Annotated in this window: 18 protein-coding genes; 8 read left to right on the top strand and 10 right to left on the bottom strand. The window is 41.3% G+C overall.

All coding sequences use genetic code 11. The annotated features are described in order from the left end of the window. Positions 1-30 precede the first annotated feature (30 nt). Entirely contained in the window at positions 31-1,005 is a 975-nt protein-coding gene (locus FIS9605_RS0104025; RefSeq protein WP_026731434.1) for an isoaspartyl peptidase/L-asparaginase, read from the top strand. A gap of 58 nt (positions 1,006-1,063) precedes the next feature. Here FIS9605_RS0104025 and FIS9605_RS0104020 read toward each other — a convergent pair whose 3' ends face one another. The 5 genes from FIS9605_RS0104020 to FIS9605_RS0104000 all read right to left on the bottom strand — a co-directional run bounded on the left by FIS9605_RS0104020 (position 1,064) and on the right by FIS9605_RS0104000 (position 6,912). Beyond that, the gene (locus tag FIS9605_RS0104020; protein WP_026731433.1) at positions 1,064-2,206 is read right to left on the bottom strand and encodes a glycosyltransferase family 4 protein; all 1,143 of its coding nucleotides are present in this window, start codon (positions 2,204-2,206) and stop codon (positions 1,064-1,066) included. Between the two features lie 161 nt (positions 2,207-2,367). After that, positions 2,368-3,726 (bottom strand): bifunctional UDP-N-acetylglucosamine diphosphorylase/glucosamine-1-phosphate N-acetyltransferase GlmU, encoded by a 1,359-nt coding sequence (glmU, locus tag FIS9605_RS0104015; protein ID WP_026731432.1) that lies wholly within the window; start codon positions 3,724-3,726, stop codon positions 2,368-2,370. A gap of 161 nt (positions 3,727-3,887) precedes the next feature. Then, positions 3,888-5,117: a response regulator gene (locus FIS9605_RS0104010; protein WP_026731431.1), complete on the bottom strand. Its 1,230-nt coding sequence runs from the start codon at positions 5,115-5,117 to the stop codon at positions 3,888-3,890. A gap of 144 nt (positions 5,118-5,261) precedes the next feature. Then, the gene (locus tag FIS9605_RS43865) at positions 5,262-5,483 is read right to left on the bottom strand and encodes a hypothetical protein (RefSeq protein WP_035139389.1); all 222 of its coding nucleotides are present in this window, start codon (positions 5,481-5,483) and stop codon (positions 5,262-5,264) included. A gap of 487 nt (positions 5,484-5,970) precedes the next feature. After that, the gene (locus FIS9605_RS0104000) at positions 5,971-6,912 is read right to left on the bottom strand and encodes a tRNA (5-methylaminomethyl-2-thiouridine)(34)-methyltransferase MnmD (RefSeq protein ID WP_026731430.1); all 942 of its coding nucleotides are present in this window, start codon (positions 6,910-6,912) and stop codon (positions 5,971-5,973) included. 22 nt (positions 6,913-6,934) lie between these two features. Between FIS9605_RS0104000 and FIS9605_RS42365 the strand changes: the two genes are divergently transcribed. Both FIS9605_RS42365 and FIS9605_RS0103990 read left to right on the top strand, forming a co-directional pair. Further along, positions 6,935-7,075, top strand: a complete 141-nt coding sequence (locus FIS9605_RS42365) for a hypothetical protein (RefSeq protein ID WP_155960352.1) — start codon at positions 6,935-6,937, stop codon at positions 7,073-7,075. A gap of 24 nt (positions 7,076-7,099) precedes the next feature. Continuing rightward, entirely contained in the window at positions 7,100-7,915 is an 816-nt protein-coding gene (locus FIS9605_RS0103990; protein WP_026731429.1) for a sulfurtransferase, read from the top strand. Between the two features lie 82 nt (positions 7,916-7,997). On the opposite strand, the gene FIS9605_RS0103985 is transcribed toward FIS9605_RS0103990, so the two are convergent. After that, positions 7,998-9,410, bottom strand: a complete 1,413-nt coding sequence (locus FIS9605_RS0103985) for a hypothetical protein (protein WP_026731428.1) — start codon at positions 9,408-9,410, stop codon at positions 7,998-8,000. A 369-nt stretch (positions 9,411-9,779) separates the two neighbouring features. Between FIS9605_RS0103985 and FIS9605_RS36190 the strand changes: the two genes are divergently transcribed. Next, entirely contained in the window at positions 9,780-11,135 is a 1,356-nt protein-coding gene (locus FIS9605_RS36190; protein WP_063748446.1) for a FecR family protein, read from the top strand. 274 nt (positions 11,136-11,409) lie between these two features. Here the strand turns inward: FIS9605_RS36190 and FIS9605_RS0103975 are convergent, their stop codons facing one another. Then, complete coding sequence (locus FIS9605_RS0103975) at positions 11,410-13,821, bottom strand: CHASE2 domain-containing serine/threonine-protein kinase (protein WP_026731427.1); 2,412 nt, start codon at positions 13,819-13,821, stop codon at positions 11,410-11,412. Between the two features lie 699 nt (positions 13,822-14,520). Here FIS9605_RS0103975 and FIS9605_RS0103970 point away from each other — a divergent pair. The 3 genes from FIS9605_RS0103970 to FIS9605_RS0103960 all read left to right on the top strand — a co-directional run bounded on the left by FIS9605_RS0103970 (position 14,521) and on the right by FIS9605_RS0103960 (position 18,486). Beyond that, a complete protein-coding gene (locus tag FIS9605_RS0103970) occupies positions 14,521-15,042 on the top strand; it encodes a LabA-like NYN domain-containing protein (RefSeq protein ID WP_026731426.1) in 522 nt (173 codons plus the stop codon). A 103-nt stretch (positions 15,043-15,145) separates the two neighbouring features. Next, the gene (locus FIS9605_RS0103965) at positions 15,146-16,741 is read left to right on the top strand and encodes a 2-isopropylmalate synthase (RefSeq protein WP_026731425.1); all 1,596 of its coding nucleotides are present in this window, start codon (positions 15,146-15,148) and stop codon (positions 16,739-16,741) included. 302 nt (positions 16,742-17,043) lie between these two features. Then, positions 17,044-18,486, top strand: coding sequence for a RecQ family ATP-dependent DNA helicase (locus tag FIS9605_RS0103960; protein ID WP_026731424.1), 1,443 nt, complete (start codon positions 17,044-17,046; stop codon positions 18,484-18,486). 205 nt (positions 18,487-18,691) lie between these two features. On the opposite strand, the gene FIS9605_RS0103955 is transcribed toward FIS9605_RS0103960, so the two are convergent. The 3 genes from FIS9605_RS0103955 to pheS form a co-directional block, all read right to left on the bottom strand. After that, a complete protein-coding gene (locus FIS9605_RS0103955) occupies positions 18,692-19,153 on the bottom strand; it encodes a hypothetical protein (RefSeq protein WP_026731423.1) in 462 nt (153 codons plus the stop codon). A 3-nt stretch (positions 19,154-19,156) separates the two neighbouring features. After that, positions 19,157-19,504, bottom strand: coding sequence for a PadR family transcriptional regulator (locus FIS9605_RS0103950; RefSeq protein ID WP_026731422.1), 348 nt, complete (start codon positions 19,502-19,504; stop codon positions 19,157-19,159). Between the two features lie 180 nt (positions 19,505-19,684). Continuing rightward, positions 19,685-20,677, bottom strand: coding sequence for a phenylalanine--tRNA ligase subunit alpha (pheS, locus tag FIS9605_RS0103945; RefSeq protein WP_026731421.1), 993 nt, complete (start codon positions 20,675-20,677; stop codon positions 19,685-19,687). A 301-nt stretch (positions 20,678-20,978) separates the two neighbouring features. On the opposite strand from pheS, the gene surE reads away from it, so the two are divergent. Then, positions 20,979-21,776, top strand: coding sequence for a 5'/3'-nucleotidase SurE (gene surE, locus FIS9605_RS0103940; RefSeq protein ID WP_026731420.1), 798 nt, complete (start codon positions 20,979-20,981; stop codon positions 21,774-21,776). The last annotated feature ends 9 nt before the right edge of the window (positions 21,777-21,785 follow it).

Here is a 21,785-nt window from a genome sequence, read left to right as displayed (position 1 = left end):
TTTGACTCAAATTACACAAATCAAGAGGAGATGAAGTTACAAGTGCTACCTAAATTAATTATTCATGGAGGGGCTGGTAGTTCTTTACACGGAAAAGGCGGAGTAGAGGTGGTACGCCGCTCGCTTTATAAAGTTATAGAAGAAGTGTATTCTCTTTTACTTTCTAGAGCAAGTGCTAAGGAAGCAGTAGTGCGCGCATGTCAAATGTTAGAAGATGACCCCCGCTTTAATGCAGGTACTGGTTCAGTACTGCAATCAGACGGTCAAATCCGCATGAGTGCCTCATTGATGGATGGTACAACCCAAAGCTTTAGTGGTGTAATTAATGTTTCGCGGGTTAAAAATCCCATCGACTTGGCAAAGGCATTACAAACTTCTCCCGACCGAGTACTTTCTGATTACGGAGCGGCAGAATTAGCAAGGGAGTTGCAAATTCCCAGCTATAACGCTTTAACAGACTTGCGCTTACAAGAGTGGATTCAAGAGCGCCAGCAGAATTTTAAACATACAATGGCCAGCGTGGTTGCAGAACCAGAACTAGCAGAACCAGAACTAGTGGAAACTAGCAATGCCCGACGCGGTACTATTGGCGTAGTAGCTTTAGATACTCAAGGTCGGTTAGTAGCTGGTACTTCCACAGGCGGCAAGGGATTTGAGCGGATTGGACGTGTCAGTGATTCTGCGATGCCTGCTGGTAATTATGCTACTATACATGCTGCGGTTAGCTGTACTGGTATTGGAGAGGACATTATTGATGAGTGCTTAGCAGCAAAAATTGTGGTGCGCGTCACAGATGGCATGCCCCTCAAGGATGCAATGAAGCGTTCCTTTGCAGAAGCACACCAGAACAAACGGGATTTTGGAGCGATCGCTCTAGATGCAAGTGGAGCGATCGCCTGGGGAAAAACCAGCCAAGTTTTACTTGCAGCTTTTCACGATGGCGAAAAGATTGGTGATACGTTAGAACTTCCCGTAGGTACAGAAGTAGGTTGCATTGATAATTAAAAAGGCAAAGGCAAAAGGTAAGATTATTTGTTTCCTTTTGCCTTGTTTTTATACAAGTCTACATCGATTCCATGATTAGCTTTTTTACGGTTTTCCCAGCTACCGACCAATTGAGGCGGAACTCATACTCATTAAATGCAGAAATAGCTAATTTTTTATACTCAGAATATTTAGACCAGATATCACATATATATTTACAATAATCTGCGATATTAGAATCTACTGCAAACAACTTTCCGTTCAAACCATCCTTAATAATTGTTGGTATTCCACCTACATTCGTAGAGATGCAAGGAACCCCAAAAGAGTTAGCCTCGCAAAAAACAATTCCATAACATTCTGCCCTAGAAGGTAAGATTAAAAAGTGAGATTCGGATATAAGTCTATTAATTCGCTCTGCTCCTTCATCGGTAGACTTACTAATTAAACCTAAAACTTTGACATAGTTAGGAAGTTCACCATCTATTACAGGTTGACATCCAACTACTGTTAACTCAGCATTTATTCCTAATGTATTTAACTGTTTTGTAACCTCAAGAGCTATATCTCCACCTTTTCTAAACCAGTCAACACCTAAAAAGAGCAATTTGCACTTATTTATGGGTCTTGACTCTACTATTGCCTTTATATCATCAATGTTTCTGTCACATTCAATATTTGCCCCAAAGGGAACAACTTTTACTTTTGCTGGGTTAACTGGATAATTTTCTATAGCAGTTTTAGCAGCCCAATCAGAAGAATAAATAGCTAATTTACATCTTTCCAGAGCAGATTGTTCCATTGCATTGCCATGTTTAATAGTTTCTTGGCATAAATTGCTGAACTTGGGATAAAAATCTATAATTCCTGCAAATGTAACATCTGTCCAAAAAAATATAGGTTGATTACATTCAAGATAAGCAATAGGAATTGTTCCGGGACTAAATACTATATCTGTATCAATACCAGATAATCTTTTGCTAACTTGACGCGCGTAGTCTTTGAGAACGATAAGTTCTCTATCCATCAAATATGTTTTGCGAAAAAAACTCTGGTAAAAGCGTCTTTTAACCTTTAGCAGTCGTGAATATCTCTGCCTCAAAGAACCGATATACTCAACTGATAAAGATTGACTTTTCAAAGATTGAGGTATGTAATAACCTAAGCCTGACCACTGCGTAATATCTGTAGCATCGTAGGTAGTTACATAAGCTATCTTCATGAGGCTAAATTCTCCTGGACAAGGATAGGTTGGGAGCATCTCATTATGCTTGTGTACTACTTACAAAATCACATCAAAATAACCGGATAATTTCGTACTAAATTTTACACAATTGAGATGCTTTCCTCTTAAACTTGTCTACATAGGAGACTATTTATTCTTTATTCATTTGAAGATTTTTTCTGCCATCCTGGTTTTACTACTTGACGCTCACGGGCGATCGCCAAACAATCATCCGGGACATCTTCTGTAATTGTAGAGCCAGCTGCTATATAGACATCATTTCCCAAGGTTATTGGTGCTACTAAAACGCTATTGGAACCAGTGCCAGTGCGATCGCCAATTTTGGTGGGATGTTTTTTTACCCCGTCGTAGTTAGCGGTAATAGTTCCTGCACCGATATTGACCTGATTTCCAGTTGTGGTATCGCCCAAATAGGACAAGTGGGCAACATTAGTGCGTTCACCCAACTTGGTATTTTTTAATTCCACAAAATTTCCTACCCGACATTTGCTACCAACTTCCACATGTCCTCGTAAATGGGCATAGGGCCCAATTCTGCTACCAGCCTGTACGATGCTATCCGTCACTACGGAATACATTATAGTAACATTTTCATCAATCTGGCTATTTTCTATTAAACTTCCAGGCCCGATGCGACAGCCAGTCCCGATTAAAGTATTTCCCCGTAGATGAGTTTGCGGTTCAATAATCACATCTGGCTGTAATTCTACGGTGTCATCAATCGTAATGCTAGCAGGGTCGATGAGAGTGACACCCGCTGCCATCCATTTTTCCTTGATACGCTTTTGTAAAATCTCGTAGGCAGAAGCTAGTTGCAGGCGATCGTTTATGCCCATAATTTCTTGGCTGTCCTCTACATCGACTGCCATCACGGGTGTGACTTGAGTAACAGCATCGGTGAGATAATATTCTTTCTGGGCATTATTCGCTTGCAAATTCGGCAGAATTTTTGCTAAATCCTGCCAGCGAAAGCAGTACACTCCGGCATTGATACGGCAATTTTGTCTTTGGGTAGGAGTGCAATCTTTTTCTTCGACAATTTGCTGCACAATATTTTCTTCGTTACAAAAAACGCGCCCATAACCTTTGGGATTTGACAGGTGCGCGGTGAGAATTGTGGCGGCGTTTTGGTTTTTTTGATGTGTTTGCAGAATATTTTTGAGGGTTTCGGTACGTATTAATGGCAAATCGCCATTTAATATCAACAAATCACCGCTGTATCCCTCCAAGTAAGGAAGTAATTGCTGGATAGCATGTCCTGTTCCGAGTTGTACACTCTGTTCAACAAACTCTAAGTCTGGAAGTGATAGCATAGCTGTTTTCACTTCCTCAGCCTGATACCCTACAATTACCATTTGACGTGAGGGCGAAAGCGGTTGAACACTTTCGATCACTCTTTCGACTAGCGATCGCCCACCCAAAGAATGTAAGACTTTAGGAAGGTTGGATTTCATGCGTGTCCCACGTCCTGCCGCTAAAATTGCTACAACTACCATAATTAGCTATTGGCTAAGTAAATTGTGATGAATAAGCTTAGTACTTTGAGATCTAGGCTCAAATAATACCACTTTACTAAGTTGGTAGTTGGTGGTTAGTGGTTAGTGGTTGGTGGTTGGTGGTTGCTTGTTCCAAACAACAATCAACAAACAACAAACAACTACTGTTGTTTACAAGTGCGAATAAATTCAGCAAACTGCTGCATCAGTTGAGGACTGCGCCAACCCTTAGCTGTTTCTTCCTCCATCACCATGAGTGCTTCTTCTGGAAGAAAAGCCCGTTTGTAAGGTCGTTCGCTAGTCAGGGCATCATAAATATCAATTATTTGAAACACTTGTGCTAGATAGGGGATATCCTCTCCTTTGAGTCCATCAGGGTAGCCCGAACCATCCCAGCGCTCGTGATGGTGTCGGATAATAGGAATTACACCCCACATACTACGTAATGGTTGACAGATTCTTTCACCAATCAAAACGTGTTGCCTCATAATCTCCCACTCTTCGGGCGTGAGTTTTCCTTGCTTGAGCAGCACGGCGTCGGGAATTCCCACCTTGCCAATATCATGAAGATAACCACCCCACATTAAATCCCGAATTTGGTTGCGTGAAAGATTGAGATATTCCCCAAAAGCCTTTCCCAGTTTTACTAGCCGTTCGCAATGATCGCCTGTGTTTGGATCGCGACTTTCAATTGCCCTAGCTATGGAAAATAGCACTTGTTCTGCGTGGTCTAAGTCTTCATTCAGACGCTTTTGCCTTACTAACGACTTGACACGAGCTGCTAATTCTACACGATCAAAAGGCTTGCTCAAAAAATCGTCTGCCCCAACTTCTATTCCTCGGATACGCGATCGCCGATCATTTAACGCCGTCACAAAAATTATTGGTATTAGCCGGGTATGTTCATCTTGCTTGAGTAATTGGCAGACTTCAAACCCATCCATACCCGGCATCATCACATCTAGTAAAATCAGATCCGGTTGTTTTTGGGTGACTAATTCAACGGCAGTAGAACCACTATCTGCTTCAATGACTTCGTAGCCTTCCATCGCTAAAAGGGCGACAGCAGTCACACGACTAGCAGCATGGTCATCAACAACTAAAACTTTCGGCGCATCTGAATCAAAACCATTCACTTTAGACCCTTCACCTGGTTGTGTTCTAGATTCCAGGGCATTGTAACCAAAATTAACATAAGGCTTGCTCAAAGCAGGCAAAGCTTCTGTCTGTTCAATGTTCAGGTCTTTTTGAGATAAGTTCAAGGAATAATCTTCTGCTTTTGGCAATGCTACAGCATAATTTGAATCTATATTATTAACATTATTTAGGGCGTTTGATCCACTCACAATTTCTTCGGTAGAGCCTGTATACTTGGATGTCCATTGAATCACAAAGGCACTCCAATTTCTTAAATCAGTTAACAAAGTCAGCTTTTAAAAACCAGTTTAGTACTTGACTGTATTTCAGTCTGCATTTTTCTAAGCTTGATTCACCTTCAAGGTGACTTGCTTGTTACCATCAGCAGTGTAGATTTTTTATGTGTTCTTAGAATATAAGGAGTATTGCTGCCAAAAATTCTTGCCTGCAATTCCAGTATGATAAATTCCTGCAAATGTTAAATCAGGTTTTTTACGGAGATTTATTAACATAGCAGCAGCGGAAACGGTTGCAATCATTAAATTTATTTCAAAATAGGGCATTAAAATCACAGTTTTGATGTTTATCCAAGCAGTTTGTGGTCTAGTTGTCCTACTCATGGGAATAATGAAACTACGCTCAGTTTAGTCTGGCAGTGACAAGTTACTTAGGTTGTCAGTGATTCTCATCACAAAAACTCCTTGCCCACCATCGAAAAAATCAACAAAAAATTCAGTTAAAAATATTACACGTAAAAGGGACTGGGGATTGGGCATTGGGAATAGCCCTTTCAAGGTGGGTAAAAATCCTCAAAAAATTTCCCGAATTTTGGGCTTTTCACCTTTGTGTCTTAGTGCCTTGGTGGTTCAAAAGTCAATTTTTTCACCACAAAGACACTAAGCTTGCCCTCGAGCGCAGCGTAGACGCCCGCAAGGGCGGCTTCCCGTAGGGTAGGGACACCAAGAAAAATACATTACACCTTGAAAGGGCTAGGCATTGGGAATAGATGAAAATTATGAATTATGAATACTGAATGCTAAAAATTTCATAATTCATAATTCATAATTCATAATTCATAATTTTTATGCCCTTAGTCCCCATTCCCCTTCAATACCAGCGTTTTCGCCAACGAGAAGTAGGTTCAAGGGAAGAAGCTTGCTGTTCTTGTTGTCGCCGCCTGAGAATGAAATCCGGGAGGTCTTTTAATTCTGGATCGCGATAGGGAATAGCAGCGCGAGTCAGTAAATGTTCTTGTTCTGACTGAGAGAGGGGATAAGAGGAGGGGGAAAGTAGAAGAGTGGGAGAGGGGGGGAATTGTTGAAATACTTCTCCCCTTCTCCCCATCTCCCTATCCCCCACCCCTCTTGGATGGGCTGCAACAGTACCAGGTGTTCGCCTTCCTACTGGTGGGGTAGAACCTATTTCTAAGCCAGCTGTTAAAAGTGCGGTGCGTACAGCTGCTGCACAAGAATATGTAGCTAGTAGACCATCTTTATGTAAACACAAAGCAAGTTGTTGAATAAATTCAATAGTCCATAAATGGGGACATTGAGGTGGTGAAAAGGGATCGAGAAAAATTGCATCCGCTCGGAAACCCGAGTGATAGACTTGTCTAATCGTAGTTCTTGCATCGCCAATTAATAGCTCAGATCGCAGGTGATTTGTTTGCACTTGCTGTTCGTAAGCTAACTGGGTCAGTATGGTCGTATACTTGTATTTCCAGGTATCAAATAAATGATGGGCGATCGCAGCTTGTGGCACACTTGCATTCAGTTCTAAACCGATTACTTCTACATCACAATCAGGATTAACAGACCAAATTGTCTCTAAAGCGGCTGCTGTGTTGTATCCTAGCCCATAACAAATATCCAATATTCGCAATTTGGGTTGATTAGCTTTTAAAGCTAGTTGAGTAGGCTCGACAAATTTAAGAAAACTCTCCTGCCTAGCCCCATAATGGCTGTGAAAAGACTCGCCAAACTCTTGGGAAAAGAAGGTGAAAGATCCATCTGCTGTAAGCTCAGGTGTAAAATTATCTAACTCTGACATTCTATTTTAAGGAGAATGGGGAATGGGGGAGTGGAGGAGTGGAGGAGTGGAGGAGTGGGAGAGTGGGAGAGGGGGAGATGAGGAGATGGGGGGAGTAGGGGTATTAACTACTAACCACCAACCACCAACCAACAACCAACAACCACTAACTACTAACTACTAACCACTAAAAAATGACCAATGACCAATGACTATGATTCTTATTTCTCGTGAATGGCTGTTGGAACACCTTGAAGATCCACAAGTTGTGATAGTGGATTGTCGCTTTTCTCTTGCCGATCCACAATTGGGAAAACAGCAGTACCAAACCAGTCATATCAAAGGGGCTTACTATTTAGATTTGAACCAGGATCTTTCCAGTCCTGTGGGAGAACACGGAGGGAGACATCCTCTACCCAACCCTGAAGAATTAGCTCGCAAGTTATCAGCTATTGGGGTAGTTTATCAACAAACTTTGGTAGTAGCTTACGATGATTCCCGCTTTGCTTTTGCGGCCCGTTTATGGTGGTTACTGCGTTATCTCGGACATGAACAAGTAGCGGTGCTAGATGGTGGCTACAGCGAATGGCAAAAAGCCGGATATCCAGTTACAGATATTATCCCTGAACTCCGAACAGGTGATTTTATTCCCCAGATCCAAACACAGATGCTAGTGGATCGCCAAACAGTAATAAATCAGAAAGATTTACCAGAGGTAGCATTGATAGATTCACGAGAGAGCGATCGCTACCTCGGTATTCGAGAACCCATTGATAAAATAGCCGGTCACATTCCTGGTGCGATGAATTATCCTTGGCAAGAAGCTACAGACTCCACTGGCTACCTGCTGTCGCCATCAGAACAACGCCTTCGTTGGTCGCAGGTAGACAACGCAAAGGAAATTATAGTTTATTGTGGTTCTGGGGTAACTGCTTGTGTAAATTTACTATCTTTAGAACTGGCTGATATTCATACAGGTAAACTCTATGCTGGTAGCTGGAGTGATTGGATTAGTTATTGTTAGTAGTTGGTAGTTGGTGGTTGGTGGTTGATTGGAACAACCAACAAACAACAACCAACAAACAACAACCAACAAACAACAATTTTCAAAACTTACCTAATTCCAAGTTGTAGTTTACACCAAAGAACCAGCCATCAAAATCAATATCACTGTCACTGGAATCACCCAATGTTACACCTGCTTGCACGCTAATGCTACTGTCGTTGGATGTTTTGTAATTTAAGTGACCAAAGAACCGATTATACAAATCGTCTCTGTCGCGCTCGGTAAAGTTTGACGAGGTAAATTGGTAATCAAGACCAACCTGGAGAGTTTTTTGCAAGTAGTAGTTTAAAGAAAGCCATAAGAAATTACTTAACCGATTCCAATCTTCTGGTGGGTTAGTCAGGCTGACGCGAAACTCGTAAAAGCTATCTAACATCAACCTTTGTGTCAAAGGGTCTCGCCTTCCCAAAGATAGGCGTAGAGCATTTTCGTTTAAAAAGCGATCGCCAGCGTCAAAGTTATCGCCGTCTCTGGCATAGAACAGTAGTTGATTACTCCAACCAACTTCACCGTACATTCGCTGTGTAAGCTCTTGGTATACACTGAGGTTGAATCTTACTTGATTGTAATTATATTTTGATTGATTTAGGTAACGAACTAGAGAGCCATCGATAGATCCGCTTAAAAAAGTCTTTTCTCCTAAAGGTAAAGCTACAGACCCTAAACTTAAACCGGAGTAAACCAAACTATCTTCAACTGGAACTAATCCTGAAGAAAAAATGTTGCTGCTGTAGAAGTAGCCGACCCGAGCCAGTAGGTAGCCTATTGGTTTAAATTGAACTAAAGGTTCTTCTATCGGTGAAGCCTGCGGTTGTTCAAGAGGTGGTGAGACTTCTCGCAGTCTTAGCTTACCAAGTTCCTCATCAGTGTCTGACTCTGAAGATGGTTGTTCGTTCTCTTGCAGCTGTTGCTGTTGTTTTTGAGGTTTTTGTTCTGTTTGTTCTGTTTCTGTCTGAGATGTTTCTAAATTTTGGTCTTTTTGTGTAGGGGAGAATGTGGGAATATTGGTTGGTGATAGTTCTAGTTGTAGTGGATCGGTCAACTGTTGAGTATCATTAGAATCGTTTTTTGGCGCGGAAACTGATTGGAAATTTGGTGAGATTGGCGTAGCCTGAGTGGGCAAATTTGGTGATTCTTTCACCATCTCCGCTTTTTGTGAAGCATCACTAAATTCTACAGTCAGCGCATTTTCATCAGCTGTCTTAATTGTTGTGATACTGTCGGTATCTGTTATTTCTAATGGCCACAAAAGCTGTAGTTCTGAATTAACCGCCTCTGAGTTTTGCTCTCTAAAAGAGCGATCGCTCACTAGGGTGACACCTGATTTGTTTATAAAATTCCTCTGGTTAAACTTTGCAGCCCATGCCGTATTAATACTGATGAAATACCAGCTGACACTACTGGAGGCAAACAAAATCCTTGTCCAAAAATTTTTCCATTTCTTGGGTTGCATATCAAATCTATTTTTTTAAACTTTAGACCATAAGCTTCTTCAGAAGTTCCGAGTAGGATGATTCTGTATTTCTAGCAATTTTAGTCATTGTAAATGATAATTATGCTTATTCATCACCACAAGAAAGTGGTAATATTAACATCTATGTAAATTTTGGGTTAATGAGTTATAGTATACTCAAAATATACTTAAGTAAGCCGCAAAGAACAGGTATAGGTGTTTATATATACTTATAATTAGCAACTCAAATTCAGCAAAATTACAGAAATAATCTTGCTATAAAAATATAATTAGCATCTTCATACCTTATAAAATCAACACCTGTTTTCCACTGGTTTGGTATCAGTGAACTTATCCGAGGCTCCAAAAATGTTTCGTAAATTATTTCCACTGGTGACAATTGGCTTTTGGGGAATTATAGCGCTGCCTTTGCCAGAGCAGGCAAGTGCTGCTACTCCTCTGACTAGGGCTGTGATTAGAAACGTCCGTAACTGGGTGCAACTCATGCCCCAAAATAAACCTAAACGTGCGGCACGCAAGTCAGACGCGATCGTTCCTGGGGATGGGTTGTCTACTGGTCGATCTTCCCTAGCAGAGTTGCGCTTCAACGATGGTTCTCTAGCACGGGTTGGAGAACAAGCAGTGTTTCGGTTTTTACCGAAATCGCGCAATCTGAGACTATCTAATGGTACTGTCTTGCTGCTTATTCCACCAGGTCAAGGGCGAACACGTATAAATACGCCAAATGCAGCGGCGGCAATTCGCGGTTCAGCATTATTCGTACGCTATGACGAAAAAAAAGATACCACAATTGTCGCAGCACTGACAAATAGCGGTATTGAAGTATCCAACAAGAATGCTTCTCAAAACCAGGAACTGAAAGCAGGGCAATTGCTTGTGATAGTTAAAGATAAAGTTCAGGGTTTATACGAATTTGATCTGAGAACTTTTTATGAAACTAGCAATCTGGTTCAAGAGCTAGATTTGCCTGGGCGCGGTGCACCCGCTTCAGATCCAGCGATCGCCAAAGTTCAAGCTGAAACTGCCGCAGCTGTGGCTTCCCAACCACCACTTACTGGTAAAGAAGTAGTAGAAAACCCATCTTTTACACAGCTAAGTAATGACCGCTCACCAAATACTAATCCTTCACCAAATACTAATCCTTCACCAAATACTAATCCCTCGCCAAATACTAATCCCTCAGACTCCCCGCTTAACTCTAAAGTCAATAATGCTCCTCCTGTAAATTCTTTACAAGAAACGGGACAAGTTTTATCAGATACAGAACAGCAAAATAATAACTCCAACAATCAACAGACATCCACTGGTTCAAACCCAGCCAACCAGCCGCCCCAAACAGAAACTCCACCAACTAATGACTCGACTGGGAGTCCCAACCCAACCAACCAGCCGCCCCAAACAGAAACTCCACCAACTAATGACTCGACTGGGAGTCCCAACCCAGCCAACCAGCCACCGCAACCAGAAACTCCACCAACTAATGACTCAACTGGGAGTCCCAACCCAGCCAACCAACCACCGCAACCAGAAACTCCACCAACTAATGACTCGACTGGGAGTCCCAACCCAGCCAACCAGCCACCGCAACCAGAAACTCCACCAACTAATAACTCGACTGTGCAGCCAAACCCAGCCAACCAGCCACCGCAACCAGAAACTCCACCAATTAATGACTCGACTGGAGGGGCAAACCCAGCCAACTAAACTCTCACGCCAGGGACTCCTGCTTCGAGTCAGTAAAACCTACCAAACTTTCCTACAGAATTAGGATACGTGAAGTACTCACCTCCAAATCTTACTGCCAGGGGAAACACCATGTGTATGAGCATCTACCCCCTATGGAGGTGCATCCAGTTTTATTAGTAATGCTCTTTCTATAGATACACCAAGAAATTGTTGCTGATTATTTCAAACAACCATCAATTAATGATTAGTAACAAACAACAAACAACAAACAACAAACAACAAACAATAAAAATTATTTTTGATTTTCTCTAGGATCTGGCAACAAATACGTGGAAGATGGTGGTTCTTGAGTATCTTGAGATATTTCAGTCCAAGGTGTGGTAGAAGTGTCTGACTCTTTTGATAAATGAATAGTATTTTCTAACGAGCTGTCCTTTAGCAAAGAATATCTGTCTTCAGACATGATTAACTTGTTTATTGCTTCGAGTGCTTCTAGTGCAGATTGATAGCGCTGTTGGAAGTCTTCTAGCACCATTTTAGAGACAATTCCAGCTAAGCTACGACTAACATTGGCTTTGTCGAGCCATTTCACTTCGGCACTAGCATCTCTTTCCAACTCATGAGGAGGGATGCCAGTTAAAGCTTTAATCGCAATCATGCCAACTGCATAGATATCACTACTGTATTGTGGACGTCCAAAACATTGCTCGCTTGGTGCATAACCTTTAGTACCAATGCCAATGGTAAAGGCGGTTTGTTCTGGACTATTGAAAATTTGTGTAGCTGCTTCTTTTACAGCCCCAAAGTCAATTAGTACCAATTTACCGTCTGATTTTCGTCGGATGATATTGCTGGGTTTAATATCCCGATGAATCATGCCGTTTTGATGTACAAATGCCAATGTTTGCAATAAATCTCGCAAAATTTTGATTGTTGCGATTTCTGACAGAGATTTGCCTGGTGGCATTTCCTGACTGAGAGCATGACCAACTATATACTCTTGAACTAAGTAAAATTCTTCCTCTTGTTCAAAGTAAGCCAATAGTTGAGGTATTTGGTCATGATTTCCTAACTTTTCTAGTGTTTGGGCTTCTGAATAGAATAAACGTTTAGCAACAGCCAATTGCTCTGATTTATTATTAGCTGGTTTTAGCTGCTTGACAACACATAGGGGATTGCCCGGACGTTGGGTATCTTCAGCAATGTAAGTTTCGCTGAATCCTCCAGCACCAAGAACTTTGACAATTTTATAACGTCCGCCCAACATTTTCCCCGATAATGCTATGTCTAGTTGTTGGAGTAGGTCTTGAAGATCTTGTTGTTGACTAATAATTTCCTGAACAACAGGGGAAGTTTTATATTTTTTGAAAATAGTCAGTAATTGCTGTTTTCGGAAAATTTCCCTGGCTGCTTCCGTTCCCAAATAGCACATTCCAATCGCTGTAATTGCCACAACTGGAACAGCAGCGGGAAAAATTAACTGACCGTAAATGAATAATCCATAGCTAATTCCTCCCCAACCGATCGCAAGAACAAGGCTATATAACAATCTTCTGATTCCTTGCTTGCTTTTAGCAATGATGACTGCACATCCACCGACTAAACCGAATACAAACAAAGCCCGTAAAGGTGAAGTGTTAATTGCTGGGGCAATGCTTTTTCCTTCCATCAAAGTAGCGATCGCATTGGCATGAATTTCTACTCCTGACATTTGCTCTGGGTACAGCCAGCTAGAAGCAGCAGGTACTGGATAATAGTCTTTTGCCAACTGTGATGTTACGCCAATTACTACAATTTTGTCTTTGAAAATCTTTCCCTGTTGTAAATAGGTGTTCCAGTTTTCTGGGTCAAGTACGTGCCAAAAAGGATATGCTTCAAATGTACCCGCACTGCCGTAAAAATATATGCGATCGCCTTTTGGTTGAGGATAATCAACTTGGGATGCTCTTAAAGCTGCTTCATCAAAGGAAGGTATTTTGTCTGTAGGAATAAATCCTTCTTTTTCTGCTAATAATTTGGGAAATTCATGAGCTAAGCGATGAATTTTGTCATCTATCTCTATAGGAAAATTTACAGAGCCAATCGATACTGAACCTGTTCGAAACAACTGCTGAGGTTGCGTTAGTTGCCAAAAGATGCCTTGGTGCGTCTCATTATTTTCGTAGAGCGCAGCTAAGGTAACTTTGTCCCCATAACGTTGCAATACTGCCTGTAAATTGCGATCGTCTTGTTCACCGTAACTACTGGGCTGATCAAAAACTAAATCTACCGCTACGTGACGCGCCCCTGCTTGCACTAACTTTTCGATGGCTTGGGCATATGCTGTACGTTGAAAAGGAAAAGCTTTTAATGGTTCTAAATAAGCATAGGTTTGCGGATCTGTTTTGTAATACTGCTGCGGCATTGATATCGATTGCTCGTCAATTGCCAAAATCACTATATCTTCTGGAGGAACCATCGGTCCTCGCACGAGAAAAAAAATAGAATGCGCTTGATTTTCCATCAATTGCATCCAACCCAAACTAGAAGCACTCAGTAGTGATGCCCCTACTACCCAAGCGCTAGCAAACACGTGGCCTAAACGTGTCATCAGCTTTAGCTGACGTGTTAATGCCGTCGAAGTTGCTTTTGTTGGTTTACTTGACGCTTGATTGGCAGCAGAGACATCTTTTTTGGTTAATGTATATATAGGTTCTTCTGCCATATCCTATTACTGATTAATTTACGTAATGTGATTTTATTTATTTACACTCTCTTTTCATGCAATAAACTTGAAATAAGACTTAAATGGAAAACTTATACATTTGTAAACTATCCTCTATTGATTACTAAACTTTGCGTCAGCACTGTGCGGGAAAATTTCTGGCACGTCAGCTAGATACTACCTAACTTCTAACTCTGACTTAGGTCTTTAGAGTTATTTTTCTATAGACACATGGGTGGCGGCAAGGTTTTACTACCAAACAGAAGCTGTTACACCACTCCAAAGGATACACCCTAAAAATTGCACCGAATCTTCTGGAAGACCTTGTTTGGCAACGTACGGGAACTCTCCGTACGTCTTGTACAATATTTGCTCTTCCTCAAGAAGTATTCCCAGTCTTTATCTTACACTAAGCCTATACTATACCGGTTTAGGAGTAAACTTAATTGGTATATAGTCTTCCTAATTGGTAGATTTTGATTATGGGGTGCAATTAACAACGCTAAGGGTGAAAAATGTTAAGCACTCTGTTAAGCTTAACACCTAATGTTTCAGTTTAGTTTCTACTTTCAGAGAGGTTATATACAAGTTATATATGAAAATATAATTTATAGGTAATAGCAAAATTGACATTTTATAATTGCTATAATCTATTGTTCAATCTAAATTCTTCTTTATCTATTATTAGGTGTAAATTTTATGGGTTCCTCGATGAATCGTCTGTCTATTTTTGTAGACGGAAACAATATGTTCTATGCTCAACAAAAAAATGGCTGGTTTTTTGATCCGCGACGAGTCTTAGAATACTTCAGACACGAACAGCCAGACACAACTTTAATCAATGCCTTCTGGTACACTGGCTTAAAAGATCAACAAGATCAAAGAGGTTTTAGAGATGCTTTAATTAGTCTAGGATATACTGTTAGAACTAAAGTTCTCAAAGAATATTATGATGATTCTTCCGGTCGTTATTCACAAAAAGCTAATTTAGATATTGAAATTGTTGTAGATATGTTTAACACTGTAGAGCAATACGATCGAGTGGTTTTATTTAGTGGAGATGGAGATTTTGAAAGAGCTATAGAACTATTGCGTTCAAAAAACACCCATATTACAGTAGTATCAACGGAGGGAATGATAGCTAGAGAATTACGTAATGCCACGGATAGATATATAGATTTAAATGATATTCGTGACCAAATAGAAAAAATAGATGGATAGTTGCTTCATAGTAAACTAGGCATTTATTTAGACATTATAAAAACAAAAAACTAGGGTTGAAAGTATTTTAAAGCAAAAATAAAAACTAGACAACAAGCAGCCAATGAAAACCAAATCAGAACGCATTATAATTTTTGATACCACACTCAGAGATGGTGAACAATGTCCGGGAGCGACTCTGAATATAGATGAAAAACTTACAATTGCTAAGCAATTAGCGCGTTTAGGCGTCGATGTGATCGAGGCAGGTTTTGCTTTTGCAAGCCCAGGAGATTTTGAAGCAGTTAATAAGATTGCCCAAATTGTAGGGACAGAAACTGGCCCTGTAATTTGTAGTTTGGCAAGAGCGCGACAAGAAGATATTAAAGCTGCTGCCCAAGCTATTAGACCAGCTGCAAAAGGTAGAATTCACACCTTCATAGCTACTTCTGATATTCACCTCAAATATAAGTTGAAAAAAACTAGACAAGAGGTGTTGGCGATCGCTGAAGAGATGGTCACTTATGCAAAAAGTTTCACCGATGATATTGAATTTTCTCCTGAAGATGCAGGACGCTCCGAACCAGAATTTCTCTACGAAGTTTTAGAGCGAGCGATCGCCGCTGGCGCAACAACAGTTAATATTCCTGATACCGTTGGTTACACCACTCCAAGTGAATTTGGAGCCTTAATTAAAGGCATTAAAGACAACGTTCCTAACATCGATAAAGCTATTATTTCTGTTCACGGACACAACGATTTAGGCTTAGCTGTTGCCAACTTCTTAGAAGCAGTCAAAAATGGTGCTAGGCAGTTAGAATGCACCATTAATGGTATTGGTGAACGAGCAGGAAATGCAGCGCTAGAAGAGTTGATCATGGCATTGCATGTGCGGCGGCAGTATTTTAACCCCTTCTTGGGACGTCCCGCAGAATCTGAAGAACCCCTGACAAATATCGATACCAGGCAGATTTATAAAACCTCCCGCATGGTTTCCAATTTGACAGGGCTGTTAGTGCAGCCAAATAAAGCGATTGTGGGAGCGAATGCCTTTGCCCACGAATCGGGAATCCATCAAGATGGTGTGCTAAAAAACAAGCTCACCTATGAAATTATGGATGCCCAATTAATCGGTTTGACAGAAAATCAAATTGTTTTGGGCAAACATTCAGGTAGAAACGCCTTCCGTACCCGCTTGCGAGAATTGGGTTATGAACTGACAGAAACTGAATTAAATAAAGCATTTGTCAGGTTCAAAGAAGTAGCCGATAAAAAGAAAGAAATTAGTGATTGGGATTTGGAAGCTATTGTTAATGATGAAATTCAACAAGCTCCCGATCTGTTTAAATTAGAGTTAGTGCAAGTTTCCTGCGGTAGCAACGCCAAACCCACCGCTACAGTCACTCTGCGTACCCCAGAAGGTGAAGAATTAATCGATGCAGCTATTGGTACAGGCCCTGTGGATGCTGTTTACAAAGCCATCAATCGCGTTATTAAGGTACCCAACCAGTTGATTGAATTTTCCGTGCAGTCAGTCACAGCAGGAATAGATGCAATTGGGGAAGTCACTATCCGTTTGCGGCACGAAGATAGAGTTTTCTCTGGCCATGCGGCAAATACAGATATTATCGTGGCATCAGCGCAAGCATACGTCAATGCATTGAATCGGCTATATGCTTGGTTGCAAAATCAGCCTCAGCCGGAAGAAGTCAATGCTTAGAAAGTTTGGTGCAGCAAGCAAGGATAAGGTTTCCCTTATCCTTTGCTACTTGAAATCTACCCAAAACTCACGCTTTCTCTGTCTCCACTAACTCATTTTTAAGCGTTGCAGAGACAGCGGGATGAATTAATTTTCTATTTGTAATAGAAAATTCAATTCTTGGTGTCTTGGTGACTTAGTGGTTCATTCTTCATTTATTTGATTTTTTAATAAACGAACCAAAAATACAACTGATACAAATACTGAACCTTGAGTTAGATGGCAGAGGATATATTCAAAATCACATCCGTCTACTATCGCTCATGAATCATCCAGCAACAACTTCATGGCACGAAGTCCGCGCTGCATTCCAAAAAATCTGGGGTTATGAAGATTTCCGTCCGCCACAGGGAGAAATTATCCATAGTTTGTTGGCGAAAAAGGATACACTGATTATCATGCCCACAGGTGGGGGAAAATCAATTTGCTTTCAACTTCCAGCGTTGTTGCAAACAGGATTAACTTTGGTGGTTTCGCCTTTAGTGGCGTTGATGGAAAACCAAGTTCAAGAATTACGTCAACGTAACTTAAGTGCTGCCCTCTTACACAGCGAATTGCCCTCTTCCCAGCGACGGCAAACTCTCTACGCTTTGGAACAACAAAAGCTAAGATTACTATACTTATCGCCAGAAACTTTATTTAGTCCCCCAGTTTGGCAAAGATTATGCCAGCCGCAACTTGCAATCAACGGCTTGATTTTAGATGAGGCACATTGCCTAGTGCAATGGGGAGAAACATTTCGACCTGCTTATCGAAGAATCGGGGCAGTGCGACCAGCACTATTGAAATCAAAACCTGTGGGAACAAAAATAGTGCTAGCCGCTTTCACTGCCACCGCCGATCCTCTAGCCCAAAAAATAATCCAAGGAACTCTACAACTAGACCAACCAGCAGTTTTTCGTTTGAATCCCTATCGTTCTAATCTTAATCTAAGAGTCCAGATAGTTTGGACTCCACGGGATAGAAAGCAACAATTATTAAAATTTATCCAACAAAGACCACAAACAGCAGGATTAGTTTACGTTCGCAGCAGACGAGATAGTGAGAATTTAGTTGCATGGTTGGAAGAGATAGGTTACGTTACAGCCAGTTATCATGCTGGATTGGGTGCAGAGGAACGCCGCGCGATCGAGGCTAAGTGGATAGAAGGAAAAATGCCATTTGTTATTTGCACTTCTGCCTTTGGTATGGGGATAAACAAGCCAGATGTACGTTGGGTAGTTCACTTTCACGCACCCTTGTTGCTATCAGAGTATGTGCAAGAAATTGGACGCGCGGGACGGGATGGCAAACCAGCGCAGGCGCTGACCTTGATCGGTGAACCTACAGGATGGTTAGATCCAGGAGATAAGCAAAGACAAAGATTTTTTGAAGAAAAAGTGCGATCGCAACAACGTCAAGCACAGCAACTGATGAAAAAATTGCCAAAAACCGGGGAAGTGAACGCAGTGGCGCGAGAATTTCCCGATGCTGCTGTTGCACTTTCTCTACTGCACAGTATTGGTCAGTTGAATTGGCTTGACCCTTTCCATTACAGCATTATTTCTGGCGCGAAAAGTCAACCAACAACACAATTACAAGCTGCCAAGCAGATGAATCAGTATCTGACCACCAAGCAGTGCCGCTGGCAGTTTTTGTTGAATGCTTTTGGTTTTGAAAAAGATGCTGCAAATTGGCGTTGTGGACATTGCGATAATTGTAGTTAGGAGTTATACCATTTCTCTAAATGTTTGAGACAGATGATTCTCAATAGCCCACGCCAGGTGCTACAACGCGTGGAAAAGCAACGCACTGGCTCCCCTTTTTAAGGGGGGTTGGGGGGATCTACATATGTTTCACAGTTAAAGGGAATTGATATTAGGAATTTAATTCCTAACTCTTAACTCATAACTCCTAAATTTTATACAAAGGCTAATTGCGAATCTTTAAAGAAGATATCGCCATTTTCTTTAGCTTAATCGATATGATAGTGACGCAAAAAGCAATCAAACGCCAGTGGGTGATGGCTTTGATTCGCCATTGGGGAATTTCATCTGTTAACATTCGCTCTCTATCAAGGAGAATATCATGCAGCCAATCTTGGTATTCTTCCCATTCTTGAGGTGCTTTATTTAATAAATATTGAGTAATATCAGATGCTAGCTTCTCATTACTTGTTCCACGGTACTTTTGCACAACTGAGGAGACACAGAGAATAACAAATAACATGTAGATTATTTGAATAATAATTAAATCTACATCATAATTTCCGTAGCTATCAAACCCAAAGCAAAAAATCCAAAAAAATGCTTGGACACTTGCTTGCAGGAGAATCCACAAAATCCGACCAACAGGTGTAAAAAATTTTGCGATTGACTCTAAATTCGCTTTCATAGTTTATATATCTCCTGTTGCTGGTCTTAGGTTTCTCAATACTTCCAAAAATCTTTGTTTTTTCTCTAATGCTTCTGAACCTGAACCCGTGATTTTGTAGTACCGCCTGCGAGCACCTGTAATTTCTTCTGGGGCTTCATCTCCCCATCGGGAAGTTACAAAACCCCGTTTTTCCAGCTTTTTTAGGGTGGGATAGAGCGAACTAAAACCAATCGTGCGTTCGCCGTTACTTGCTTTTGCGATCGCATCCATAATTTCCAATCCGTATCGCTCCCGAAAGACAAGAGCATTTAAAATAGCTTCCTCTATAAGAGTCAACGAAAGCGCGTCATCTTGCTTTTGCTCTGGCATATCTACATATAGATATTTATACTACTAATGATTATATATTCAAAAAATGAATATATATAAAAAATAAAATAGGCGACAGAATATTAATGGACAGTCGCCATCTTGGGGGAAATAGTGTTTTGAGTTGTTAGTGATTAGTTTAATGTTCTATGTCCTACTAACCACTAACCATTAACCAGTTTAAAATTGCCGCAAAAACCGTAAATCGCTAGTATAGACACGCCGGATATCATCCAGTTGGTGCAGCACCATTGCAAAGCGTTCTACGCCAAAACCAGCAGCAAAGCCAGTATAAACTTCTGGGTCGTATCCTACTGCTTTCAACACATTTGGATCGACCATACCGCAGCCCATCACTTCTAACCAGCGTCCATTCCACTGCAAATCAACTTCAGCTGATGGTTCCGTAAACGGGAAATAACTGGCACGAAAGCGAATTGGCAACTCACCAAACATCTGCTGCAAAAATACTTTGATGCTACCTTTGAGGTCGGTGAAAGTTAGTCCCTCGTCAATTGCCAAAAGTTCAATCTGATGAAAAACTGCTGCGTGGGTGGCATCGACGTTATCTCTTCGATAGACTCTCCCAGGGGCAACAATGCGGATGGGAGGTTCTTCGGCTTCCATGTAACGAATTTGCACCGATGAGGTATGAGTCCGCAGCAAATTACCGTCTGGCAGATAGAAGGTATCCTGCATATCGCGGGCAGGATGATCGGGTGGGGTATTCAGCGCCTCAAAGTTGTAATAATCTGTTTCCATTTCTGGCCCTGAAGCTACTGTGTAGCCCATACCAACAAAGATATCCAGCGCCCGGTCGATGATGCCGTTAATAGGATGGACTTTACCTTGGGGCCGGTAAATTCCCGGCATGGTTACATCTAAAGTTTCAGCCTCTAGCTGTGCCTGAATTTTAGCTGCTTCCAGGGTGGTGCGTTGCTGGTCAAGGCTTTTTTGCAGGGCTTCTTTGACTGTATTGGCGATCGCTCCAATTTTTGGTCTCTCCTGTTGTGGGAGTTTGCCCATACCGCCTAAAAGTACTGATAAATCACCTTTTTTACCAAGGTATTTAACTCTCAGTTCTTCTAACCTTTCTAGGGTATCGACAGCGGCGATCGCTTTTTCTCCTTCTTCTTTTAGTGCTAAAAGTTGAGCTTCTAAGTTGCTTGTCATTAGTCAATAGTCAATAGTCAATAGTCAATAGTCAATAGTCAATAGTCAATAGTCAATAGTCAATAGTCAATAGTTAAAAAACTTTGGACTCTGGACTGTTGACTTTGGACTAATCAAATTAATTAATAAGTCAAATGTGGATTAAAGGCAACGCTTAAAACCCAACCTACCACTACCAGTGTAGAAGTGATTGAGTTGAATGAGCGTTTTTTATTTCATACTTGTGACACACGGCATTGACAAGCGACCAAAGACTATTGACTAATGACTTAATGAGATATCACTAATAAACTGATTGTGTATGAAATTACTTATCAGTAACGATGACGGTATTTATGCCCTTGGTATTCGCACACTTGCCAATACGTTGGCGGAAGCAGGGCATGAAGTTACCGTAGTTTGCCCAGATCGGGAACGTTCCGCCACTGGTCATGGACTCACACTACACCAACCAATTCGTGCTGAACTTGTCGAATCAGTTTTTCATTCCGCCGTCAAAGCTTGGGCTTGTGATGGCACTCCCTCCGACTGCGTCAAATTGGCGCTGTGGGCTTTGCTTGAATCTCCTCCCGACTTAGTTCTTTCTGGTATCAATCAAGGTGCAAACCTGGGGACGGAGATTCTTTATTCAGGTACTGTTTCTGCGGCAATGGAAGGCTTAATTGAAGGTATTCCTAGTGTGGCACTCAGTTTAACTAGTTTTTCTTACAAAGATTTTCAACCTGCGGCGAAATTTGCCAAAATCCTAGTAGAACATCTGGCGAAAAAACCTCTCCCTGATTTGATGTTGCTTAACGTTAATATTCCTGCTGTTGATTGGGAAAAAATTGCAGGAGTCACCATCACCCGTCAAGGGGTGCGGCGCTACGTCGATGTTTTCGACAAGCGCATCGATCCGCGTGGTAAAACCTATTACTGGTTAACAGGGGAAGTTTTAGAGGATGTAGAACCACCATCAGGATTAAAATTGCCTCAAAATATACCTATGGATGTACATGTTATACGTGAAAACTACATCAGTATAACGCCATTGCAATATAATCTTACTTACGCAACAGGATTGCATCAATTATATCAGTGGGATTTTAAATTTACGTAAATAACGGGT

This window comes from Fischerella sp. PCC 9605 (genome assembly GCF_000517105.1).
Lineage (GTDB): Bacteria > Cyanobacteriota > Cyanobacteriia > Cyanobacteriales > Nostocaceae > PCC9605.
The sequence above is the reverse complement of the archived record's forward strand: the minus strand, read 5'-3'. Positions and strand labels throughout refer to the sequence as shown.

Coding starts and splice junctions, on each gene's coding strand:
- FIS9605_RS0104000 (WP_026731430.1), bottom strand. CDS start 6,912: ATGTCAGAGTTAGATAATTTTACACCTGAGCTTACAGCAGATGGATCT.
- FIS9605_RS0103990 (WP_026731429.1), top strand. CDS start 7,100: ATGACTATGATTCTTATTTCTCGTGAATGGCTGTTGGAACACCTTGAA.
- FIS9605_RS0103960 (WP_026731424.1), top strand. CDS start 17,044: ATGAATCATCCAGCAACAACTTCATGGCACGAAGTCCGCGCTGCATTC.
- surE (WP_026731420.1), top strand. CDS start 20,979: ATGAAATTACTTATCAGTAACGATGACGGTATTTATGCCCTTGGTATT.
- FIS9605_RS0103985 (WP_026731428.1), bottom strand. CDS start 9,410: ATGCAACCCAAGAAATGGAAAAATTTTTGGACAAGGATTTTGTTTGCC.
- FIS9605_RS42365 (WP_155960352.1), top strand. CDS start 6,935: ATGGGGGAGTGGAGGAGTGGAGGAGTGGAGGAGTGGGAGAGTGGGAGA.
- FIS9605_RS0103970 (WP_026731426.1), top strand. CDS start 14,521: ATGGGTTCCTCGATGAATCGTCTGTCTATTTTTGTAGACGGAAACAAT.
- glmU (WP_026731432.1), bottom strand. CDS start 3,726: ATGGTAGTTGTAGCAATTTTAGCGGCAGGACGTGGGACACGCATGAAA.
- FIS9605_RS0103975 (WP_026731427.1), bottom strand. CDS start 13,821: ATGGCAGAAGAACCTATATATACATTAACCAAAAAAGATGTCTCTGCT.
- FIS9605_RS36190 (WP_063748446.1), top strand. CDS start 9,780: ATGTTTCGTAAATTATTTCCACTGGTGACAATTGGCTTTTGGGGAATT.
- FIS9605_RS0103950 (WP_026731422.1), bottom strand. CDS start 19,504: ATGCCAGAGCAAAAGCAAGATGACGCGCTTTCGTTGACTCTTATAGAG.
- FIS9605_RS0104020 (WP_026731433.1), bottom strand. CDS start 2,206: ATGAAGATAGCTTATGTAACTACCTACGATGCTACAGATATTACGCAG.
- FIS9605_RS43865 (WP_035139389.1), bottom strand. CDS start 5,483: ATGAGTAGGACAACTAGACCACAAACTGCTTGGATAAACATCAAAACT.
- FIS9605_RS0103965 (WP_026731425.1), top strand. CDS start 15,146: ATGAAAACCAAATCAGAACGCATTATAATTTTTGATACCACACTCAGA.
- FIS9605_RS0104025 (WP_026731434.1), top strand. CDS start 31: ATGAAGTTACAAGTGCTACCTAAATTAATTATTCATGGAGGGGCTGGT.
- FIS9605_RS0103955 (WP_026731423.1), bottom strand. CDS start 19,153: ATGAAAGCGAATTTAGAGTCAATCGCAAAATTTTTTACACCTGTTGGT.
- pheS (WP_026731421.1), bottom strand. CDS start 20,677: ATGACAAGCAACTTAGAAGCTCAACTTTTAGCACTAAAAGAAGAAGGA.